The 8,175-nt window shown below is 55.3% G+C and carries 11 protein-coding genes; 8 read left to right on the forward strand and 3 right to left on the reverse strand.

Annotated elements, in window-relative coordinates; genetic code table 11:
* Positions 1-131 precede the first annotated feature (131 nt).
* Positions 132-1,592: an IS66 family transposase gene (gene tnpC, locus AO268_RS30920; RefSeq protein WP_099170801.1), complete on the forward strand. Its 1,461-nt coding sequence runs from the start codon at positions 132-134 to the stop codon at positions 1,590-1,592.
* A 12-nt stretch (positions 1,593-1,604) separates the two neighbouring features.
* Entirely contained in the window at positions 1,605-2,156 is a 552-nt protein-coding gene (locus AO268_RS30925; protein WP_141562863.1) for a hypothetical protein, read from the forward strand.
* 4 nt (positions 2,157-2,160) lie between these two features.
* Here the strand turns inward: AO268_RS30925 and AO268_RS30930 are convergent, their stop codons facing one another.
* Positions 2,161-2,526 (reverse strand): hypothetical protein, encoded by a 366-nt coding sequence (locus AO268_RS30930; protein ID WP_099170800.1) that lies wholly within the window; start codon positions 2,524-2,526, stop codon positions 2,161-2,163.
* Between the two features lie 455 nt (positions 2,527-2,981).
* Here AO268_RS30930 and AO268_RS32565 point away from each other — a divergent pair, with 455 nt between their 5' ends.
* From AO268_RS32565 to AO268_RS30945, 4 genes are all read left to right on the forward strand, one after another.
* Positions 2,982-3,413: a hypothetical protein gene (locus AO268_RS32565; protein WP_130898263.1), complete on the forward strand. Its 432-nt coding sequence runs from the start codon at positions 2,982-2,984 to the stop codon at positions 3,411-3,413.
* Positions 3,414-3,571: 158 nt separating this feature from the next.
* Positions 3,572-3,862 (forward strand): hypothetical protein, encoded by a 291-nt coding sequence (locus AO268_RS30935; protein ID WP_076964602.1) that lies wholly within the window; start codon positions 3,572-3,574, stop codon positions 3,860-3,862.
* Between the two features lie 25 nt (positions 3,863-3,887).
* A complete protein-coding gene (locus tag AO268_RS30940) occupies positions 3,888-4,238 on the forward strand; it encodes a hypothetical protein (RefSeq protein ID WP_076964604.1) in 351 nt (116 codons plus the stop codon).
* A 396-nt stretch (positions 4,239-4,634) separates the two neighbouring features.
* Positions 4,635-5,393 (forward strand): phosphoribosyltransferase, encoded by a 759-nt coding sequence (locus AO268_RS30945; protein WP_038445809.1) that lies wholly within the window; start codon positions 4,635-4,637, stop codon positions 5,391-5,393.
* Positions 5,394-6,013: 620 nt separating this feature from the next.
* Here the strand turns inward: AO268_RS30945 and AO268_RS30950 are convergent.
* Complete coding sequence (locus AO268_RS30950; protein ID WP_038445811.1) at positions 6,014-6,556, reverse strand: plasmid partition protein ParG; 543 nt, start codon at positions 6,554-6,556, stop codon at positions 6,014-6,016.
* Between the two features lie 305 nt (positions 6,557-6,861).
* Between AO268_RS30950 and AO268_RS30955 the strand changes: the two genes are divergently transcribed.
* Entirely contained in the window at positions 6,862-7,080 is a 219-nt protein-coding gene (locus AO268_RS30955; RefSeq protein WP_038445813.1) for a hypothetical protein, read from the forward strand.
* Positions 7,081-7,194: 114 nt separating this feature from the next.
* Here the strand turns inward: AO268_RS30955 and AO268_RS30960 are convergent, their stop codons facing one another.
* Complete coding sequence (locus tag AO268_RS30960) at positions 7,195-7,383, reverse strand: hypothetical protein (RefSeq protein ID WP_130898264.1); 189 nt, start codon at positions 7,381-7,383, stop codon at positions 7,195-7,197.
* A 102-nt stretch (positions 7,384-7,485) separates the two neighbouring features.
* Between AO268_RS30960 and AO268_RS32875 the strand changes: the two genes are divergently transcribed.
* A complete protein-coding gene (locus AO268_RS32875; protein WP_162843700.1) occupies positions 7,486-7,632 on the forward strand; it encodes a hypothetical protein in 147 nt (48 codons plus the stop codon).
* The last annotated feature ends 543 nt before the right edge of the window (positions 7,633-8,175 follow it).

The raw sequence follows: 8,175 nt of genomic DNA on the forward strand, positions 1-8,175 counted from the left end.
CCGGCCAGTGATGCACTGGCTTTCGTAAGCTTGAGCCGTATGCGGGGAAACTCGCACGTACGGTTCTGAGGGGGCTGCGGATCAGTAATGATCTGTGGCTACCCGACACTTTCTTGCTCAATCTCGACCAAATGACCCCGGAACAGCTCCGCGCGCTGGCCGAGCGGGCCGTGCATTTGCAGGCCCAGGTCGACACCATGAGCAAGAAGATCCATCGAATCGAGACGGTCAACGAGCAGCTCACTCACGAGATCGCCATCCTTAAACGCCACAAGTTCGCCAAACGCAGCGAGCAGATCAGCCCGGCGCAAGGCAGCTTGCTCGATGACCTGCTTAATACTGACCTCGAAGCCATCGAGGCCGAGTTAAAAGCCCTTCATCCAGCACCTGCGCAGGCAGAACCACGCCAGCAACCCAAGCGTGCGCCGTTGCCACCGCAGTTCCCACGCACTGTGATCCATCACGACCCGGACGACACGCAATGCGCGTGCGGCTGCCAGCTTCAGCGCATCGGTGAAGATGTCAGTGAGAAGCTGGATTACACGCCGGGCGTGTTCACTGTCGAGCAGCATGTGCGTGGGAAATGGGCCTGCCGGCAGTGCGAAACACTGATCCAGGCGCCGGTGCCGCCTCAAGTGATCGACAAGGGCATCCCCACGGCGGGCCTGCTGGCGCATGTGATGGTGGCCAAGTTCGCCGACCNTATCCCGCGCTCGACACTGGCGCAGTGGGTGGGTCAAACCGGCGTGCAGCTTCAGCCGCTGGTCGATGCGCTGCGCGAGGTGGTGCTGGCCCAGCGCGTGGTTCACGCCGATGAAACGCCGGTACAAATGCTGGCGCCCGGCGAGAAGAAAACCCACCGCGCTTATGTCTGGGCCTACAGCACTACGCCATTCTCGGCCCTCAAGGCCGTGGTCTACGACTTCAGCCCCAGCCGTGCCGGCGAACATGCGCGCAACTTCCTGGGCACCTGGAACGGGAAGCTGGTCTGTGATGACTTTGCCGGCTACAAGGCCAGCTTTGAGCTGGGCATCACCGAGATCGGCTGCATGGCCCATGCGCGCCGCAAGTTCTTCGACCTGCATGTAGCCAATAAAAGCCAGTTGGCAGAGCAGGCGCTTCACTCGATTGGCGGGCTGTATGAAGTCGAGCGACACGCCAAGGAAATGAGCGACGAAGACCGTTGGCGATTACGCCAGGAAACGGCAGTGCCCATCGCTGAAAAGCTGCATGAGTGGATGTTGGCTCAGCGTGCACTTGTGCCCGAGGGTTCAGCTACGGCCAAGGCCCTGGATTACAGTCTCAAACGCTGGGTAGCGCTGACGCGCTACCTGGAAGATGGTGCTGTGCCCATCGACAACAATCAGATCGAGAACTTGATCCGGCCGTGGGCGCTTGGGCGGTCGAACTGGTTGTTTGCAGGATCGTTACGCAGCGGCAAGCGGGCGGCGGCGATCATGAGCCTGATCCAGTCAGCGCGCATCAACGGGCATGATCCGTATGCTTATCTCAAGGACGTGCTGACGCGGTTGCCGACGCAGCGGGCCAGCGAGATCGAGCGACTGCTGCCGCATCAGTGGATCCCTGCCTGATCTGTGCAAGGTGTGTTCGCTGGCCGCTTACGTTGGAATGGTTCGGGCTACACCCTGGACGACTGGGGACCGGTGTTCAACCCGGCCGGCGCACACCAGGCACTGGCCGGCACGCTGAACGCCTCTGGTACCCAACCATCTGCCTGTGTTCCCGATCCCGCGACGCCGGCCATGGGCCAGCAAACGGGGGAAAACGATCTGATGTCGGCCGTATGGCCGTGTGAACTGATCCTGCCGCTGGGGCACGGCTGGGTGGCTTGTACCGACGCGCTGCCCTGGAATGACTATCAGGGGGAGCTCGAATACATCGTCTACAGCCCCGCGTATGGCGGTGACTTGCACCGGTGCACGTTCAGCTTGAGCGGGGCGCGCTGGTACGACGAACGCCAGGCACTGGGCATCAGCGGGGTGACCCATTGGCGCCTGGCCCGCCGTGATGAACCTCGCGACAGCGCACTGGACGGCCCTCCCCCGACGGTGACCCAGGTGAATGGCGAGCGCCTGGCCCTGCTGCACCGCTGGTGGGAGTGGTATCGCCACGCCACCGGCATTGAGCCGGCCTAACGCCTCAGGGATGACTTGTGAGACGCGCTGCCGGCGGCGTGCCGTGGTACGCATTCTCATAGATCGCGGCGCTGTTGCCGGCGGCTTCACGGGCCATGGCGGTGACAAGCCGGTCCTTTAGCCGCTTCACTTCGGTTTCAAGCTCACCGATCCGGGCCTGCTGGTGTTTGAGCCGCTGCTGGTCGTTGTCGTGCTGGGTCACCAGCTGGGCGATGCGGCGCCGACTGTGGGTGAGCTCGCGGCACGTCTCGTCCAGTTCATGATTGAGCAAGGTGCAGTGGTGTTTCCACGCGGCGAGCATGGACGGTACACCCAGGGAGAACGCGTCCTGGTCGGGGTCAGGCAGTGAGTTCGAGGGCTGTGCGTCCATGGCGGCTGTCCAATTATAGTGTATGGATGTACAGTATAACCCTAAGCGCAAGGTTGGGAATGGCCCTGCTGTCGACCTTGGGGTTGGGGGAGCAACGGAACAGAAAGTGCACTTAAGCTCAGTCGCTGCCCCGCAAACCCTTGCAACGTCTGGATAGTTTCGAAAAACGACCGTTTTATGAAACCGTTTCCGCTATCGCGAGGAAAGGTCACCAACACCCGAAAATCAGTGCAATAAACCTTTCTCACGAATCAAAGTTCGTTAATTCGCAGTCGCTGACGAGTAAAACGAACTCTAATTCGGCTTACGTTGGTTTTCAGTTCCATTGCTCCCCAACCCCCTATACGCAACACATCGTAGCCAGCTCAACACGCTTAGAGAGCGGTTCTGCTGGGTGTTGTGGGGGGTGGTGGTCGCCTTTCTTTGGACCTGGTACTGATCAAAAGGAGCATGCCTTGAAACAACGGTCGAAGGTTTTTTGTGTGGCCGCGTGTTGTGTTCTGGTGTTAACCCCGTGGGGAAAAATTCCAGAAATGATTTCTTCAGATGTGAGTGGGTACTACATCAGCGATGGCGGATTGAGTACCGGTTATAAAGTGCTTAAGGTCGACAGCTCCGGTTACGGAAAAATGTACTCGTACGATGCGATGCGCCACGGAATCCTTAACACCTACCCTTTCAAATATTCGTCCACTTTTCTGAGTGTCACCCTCGACTTTAGGGATGGAAGCCAGACAGTGCTTTCCGAAGGTTGGTTGGGGCTGGAAGGTCGTCTCCATTGCTCGAGAGGGAGCTGCGGGGGGTTAGGAACTGTCAGCCGCGTCGGCGAAAGCGAGACGGATCTTCCTGAAGAATTTCAACACGCGCTATCAAAACACAATTATTGATACGTCAATAATTGTGCATTGATAATCTGTAGCGCGCTGATATCATCAAGACCGCGGCGCTTCAGGGTAGTAGAAGGGTAAAATCCATAACTCTGCTGCTGGTGATGGGGGGGAAGACCTGCGGGCTGCCCTCCTGCTCCATTTCTGATGCGTGGTCTATGTCCTTAATTTTCGAAGCTGATCTACGACGATATCTAGCTGCTGGCCTGGTGCATGACATCTCGGTCCTTAACACCCGCGACGGGTGGTCGCTGCGTATTCAATTGGGTTCCGAATGTGTGTCATTGCGCCGGCAGCGCGGCGGCGAGCGGACCTTCAAGAGTCTCGACAAGCTGGTGGTCTTTCTTACCGAGCTGGGGCTTGAGCAATTAGTTGTCCAGCTGAGGAATCCAAACGTTCAGCCTGAAAGGCTTCTGTCACGCAATGAGACCGTAGAGGATGACCGCTAAGGTCAATTTCCCAGGAGATAGTCAGATGTTGAAAAAAGTTGGTTGCCTCATCGGGCTGTGTGTCGGTCTGAGTGGTTGTGGCAATCCATTTGAGGGTAGCTATCGAGCCATGCAAGGCATCATAGGACCACTGGTAGCGATCGATATTAAAGGCAGTAAAGCCGTAGTAGTGAAGGTCGATCCTTTTCGGAAAAAGATCTTGAGTGAACAAACCTGGGAGGCAAAAAGCAAAGGCGAAAAGCTGCTTTTGACTGACCTCAAAGGCAAGACATTTGCTTTCAATCGATCAGTTGATGAGAAAGGGCTGGATTGTCTGAATTGTGGCTTCGGCACAGGCATGCCTGATTCTTGGCAGCAATTCGATCCAAACAAGTAAAATTCAAATCCAAGGATAGGTCATGGCGTTGAGAACCTTTTTTTTAGCTTTTGCATTCTTCCCTGCTATCACTTTTGCTGGAAGCATGCCCTTCGAAGCGGCTGATCGATTGGAGCGAAAGGGCTGATCTTGCTCCAATGACCCATTGGCGGGGTGTGAGCATATTTTCTATAGCTGCACCTCGACATGTGGAGGAAGTCGCTCAGGCACGATTGTGGAAGGTTGCTTTGATGATGTAGCAGCTTGTATCAACTGCAACGGATACGACATAGCTGAGGTGCATCTGTACCCGAGACAGGTCCGCGAAAGCGGCTTTTATTCCGGAATGACTTCTGGCTCGGATTTATTTGCCTGGTATGGTAAAACGCCATCCTGAGCTAGGAGCGGGCATAGCAAGTGGGTATAGACGTAGAAAACAAGGTTGTTTCGTACACTGATGAGCATCAGTTTTTGGTGGACACATCCACAGAAAAAAACCCATTTGTGCAGTCCATTAAGGGCACGGAGGTCATTTCTGTATTCCGTCGGCGTAAGAGCGACAGTCATCAAGGTGATGGTAACCCGCTGATTTTCGCGCTGAAAAGAATGCGTAAATATCAGATATCGACTGAAACTATCACTGAATTCATGCCGAATTTACGCATTATTTTGAACCTTATGACGGCTCATCGAACCTATGACCTTATCATCGCGTTGCCCTCAAGCCATCCGATCGCGAGCGGCTTGGCTAGGCGGGTGGGGCGCGCTTTACCGACAGTCCCGATCTCCTACGAATTCTTCGTGAAGTGCAGCAACGCTGAGGTTGCACAAGCGCTGCGAGATAAGAAATCAAATGGGGAGATCCGCAAACAACATTTGCGCGACATAACCTCATTGATACACACGCTGAGTGTGTCTGAAGGCGAACCATTTAAGCTCAAAGAGGTGGATAATCACCTTCGAGGCTATACGTTCCCGTTCAAAATAAACGAAAATCTCGACGTTAAAGGGATGTCGGTGTTGGTGGTGGACGATTTGCTATCGTCTGGAACCTCAATTCTGACTGCCAAGCGCTTGCTGGTCGCATCGGGAGCAGATAAGGTTTCCGCCCTGTGTCTCCTGAGCTCTTTGGATAGCGGTCGGCCGTGGGATACTGTAATTGGCGAGCAGAAATAGCATGATTCATACCCCATTACTTGACATAGCCGTAAGGAAATGATCAAATTTGAGGCGTAGGAAAGACCACTTGTATGCCCGGTGGTCGATAAATATGAAGCAGGTTTACCTGCGGGCCCGAGCGAGCACCCTCAAGCGAGGTCCGGTTTTAAGAACCATAAATCGCTACGTTAGGCATCGGCTAACAATGCACCATGAAAGGGGACCCTGGAAACAGGGGCCCCTTTCGTCTTTTTGCGCCACCAGAATGCTCGTTTTGTCGGCGTGCATCAGGTAAAACTATCCCGTCATAGCTGGTCTAGCTTCGTTGTATAGCCTTGGCTCAGCAGTTCACGTCGGCGCTCTCTAGACTCCCGTTTTAGGCGTTGCCCACGTTACGAGCCGGGCTTGTACGGCACATCGAGCCGGGTCAAAAAAGCCGACCCGTCTCGCCCCTTCGGGCTTCAATTCCTAACGTCTGCGGCCTTCGGCCTGCGCGCGGTCCTAGTGATGACGGTCTCAGGTGGCCATTCGCGGCCATAGTTACCTGTGACGGGAATAAATTTTCCCCTCACAAGAGGAACACCGTCTGATCACCGGCACTGCAGAATAATGAGCGGTAGGCCGAGGCGTGGGCTCAGTCATTGCATCCACTGGACAATCAACTTGGCCAGCACGTCTTGCATGTCCACTTTGCGACGCACACAAAGCGCCTTGAAATCATCGTGCAACGCCTCAGGAATATTTGCATTCACGCGTTTGACCGGTCCCTTTCCCAGCTGCGGTTCGTTGAGCTGGAGCCAGAGCGCACATTCCGTGCGATTGTTAAATGCCGCCACCGGCGTTCGATAGCGCTCGGTCACCTCAACCAGCTGGACGGTTTCGCCGATCTGGTCGAGCACATAGCGCTTGCCCTGCCGATAGCCCAGCAACTGCGCCTGTTGGGTCAGTTCGTCAATGTCGTACAGCTCAGTATCCACGGCCTGGTCGTGGATAAACTCATCCAAGGCCTCCTGGATGGCATTCAAGGTTTCGTGGTCAAGATCCAGGCTGGAGCGGTCGAGCAATCCACCGTCAGCCAGTCTATGCCCATAGAGTTCACCGTCCACGGTGAACTCTGCGACGACAAAGCGCAGGCCGTCCTCGGAATCGTGTTTAACGCTGTGGATGATGATGATGTTCATGGGGATCTCCTGTTATTTTAATGATCATGTAATCATATGATTCCATGATCATGAAAACAAGAAAGGTTTCGAGTAACGAGCGTTGACGTCAAATCGCGCTCACAAAAAAGCCCGCCAATCGGCGGGCTTTTTTGTGCATCAGGCAGATGCATTAGCTTTTCTTTGTTTTCTGAAAACCCGGCCGAATTCAAAAAACCGGACAGTCAAACAGGGGCCGCCCGTCGACTTTCAACGCGAAATCCGCCCCGGACCGCGTGTCGTGACAGCACCGTTCAAGCATCATCCCTACCCCCAGCGAGACCTCCATGACTCATCAACAACGCGACTATGACTGCCCACTCTCCGGTGCCCGCGTCATCCTCAGCAAGCAAGTGTTCCGCCTCTCCGGCCTGGGCAGCCCCCAGGGTGATCTTCAGCGCGAGTTCAGCTGTTCCGCCGAGAATGGCTGTGCGCAGCGCAACGACCCCAACTGCCGCCTGCGCCGACTGCAAGCCAAGGCCGACCGGCTGAGCCACTGCGAATAACGGGGCATTCGTTCAATCGCCCCCTACAAACAGGCCCACCTCGGTGAGCTTTTTTGTGGCTGCTGGATACCAGTCGGTGGGGGGGCTGGCCTACCATTCCCTTAGTGAGGGGTTTTAGGCGTACCCACCCAGCTCTCGCGGGATGCGACGGCGATCTTCCTCACTGGCTTCACCTCTATCCTGGTACTCGTAGTTTGTCCGCGGCTGGGTCGCCGCTCCCCAGGGAGTGAAAAATTTGATCTGCATGACGCGTTCGATCACCTCGATGAGGTTCCCATTGTCAGTAATAAAAAACGTATTCATCTGCATTTCTCTCGTTTTGGATTTCCCCTATTGTCCCACCGGTTTTGAGGGTGATTTTCATGGGGTTTGCATGGTTGAGACGGACGAACAGGACGACGAAAAATGCGCGCTGGGATTCATGAAGACGCTCTGCAGGTGATGATCGAGGGCGGCGCGGTGCGCGAAGCGCTGCGCACCTGGGCGAGTCTGATAGCGGTGGGCCGCTTTGCCGAAGCCCAGGGCATCAAAGGGTTTGCCGTCGAGCTGTGACGCGTCACGCCAGCAAATTTCGGGCAAAAAAAAGCCGCCTTAGGAGGGCGGCTTTTTCGTCGAAAGCCCAGTTAGTGGCCGAGCTTTCGTACTCACAGGGAGCATTCACGTACCGACAGGGTACAAGGTGGCACTTGCAGTGGCAATAATTAACGATTGGCGGTTTTTGGGGCGCACGATAAACACAAGATGTAGGGATTGGTGCGACCCTTTTGGTAAAAAAGTTCTTTTTTGATGGTTTTTTTGTGCAGTCGAGCAAATAGGCCCATTTTTCGAAAAAAATCTTTCCCCCGCCAAAGCCCCGTAGTGCCTCGCTCTGGCCGAAAAAGTGCTCTTTTATACACAGCCAATGAGCCGATACGCCGCACCACGTTGGAAATAAATTCGTTACCATGCAGGCACTCGTACGGTGTTAGCAAATGCCGTGCGGCGGCCTTACTGACACGGGCTAGTTGTAGCGGCCTGCATTTAAAAACGTCCCGACCTGCAATCAATACGATTTTCGACCGGAATTAACTGCGACTGACCGGCCCGGCAAACCAG

This window comes from Pseudomonas sp. ICMP 8385 (assembly GCF_002699915.1).
GTDB lineage: Bacteria > Pseudomonadota > Gammaproteobacteria > Pseudomonadales > Pseudomonadaceae > Aquipseudomonas > Aquipseudomonas gessardii.

Coding starts and splice junctions, on each gene's coding strand:
- AO268_RS32875 (WP_162843700.1), top strand. CDS start 7,486: ATGCGCGCTGGGATTCATGAAGACGCTCTGCAGGTGATGATCGAGGGC.
- AO268_RS30950 (WP_038445811.1), bottom strand. CDS start 6,556: ATGAACATCATCATCATCCACAGCGTTAAACACGATTCCGAGGACGGC.
- AO268_RS30935 (WP_076964602.1), top strand. CDS start 3,572: ATGTCCTTAATTTTCGAAGCTGATCTACGACGATATCTAGCTGCTGGC.
- AO268_RS30940 (WP_076964604.1), top strand. CDS start 3,888: ATGTTGAAAAAAGTTGGTTGCCTCATCGGGCTGTGTGTCGGTCTGAGT.
- AO268_RS30930 (WP_099170800.1), bottom strand. CDS start 2,526: ATGGACGCACAGCCCTCGAACTCACTGCCTGACCCCGACCAGGACGCG.
- AO268_RS30960 (WP_130898264.1), bottom strand. CDS start 7,383: ATGAATACGTTTTTTATTACTGACAATGGGAACCTCATCGAGGTGATC.
- AO268_RS30955 (WP_038445813.1), top strand. CDS start 6,862: ATGACTCATCAACAACGCGACTATGACTGCCCACTCTCCGGTGCCCGC.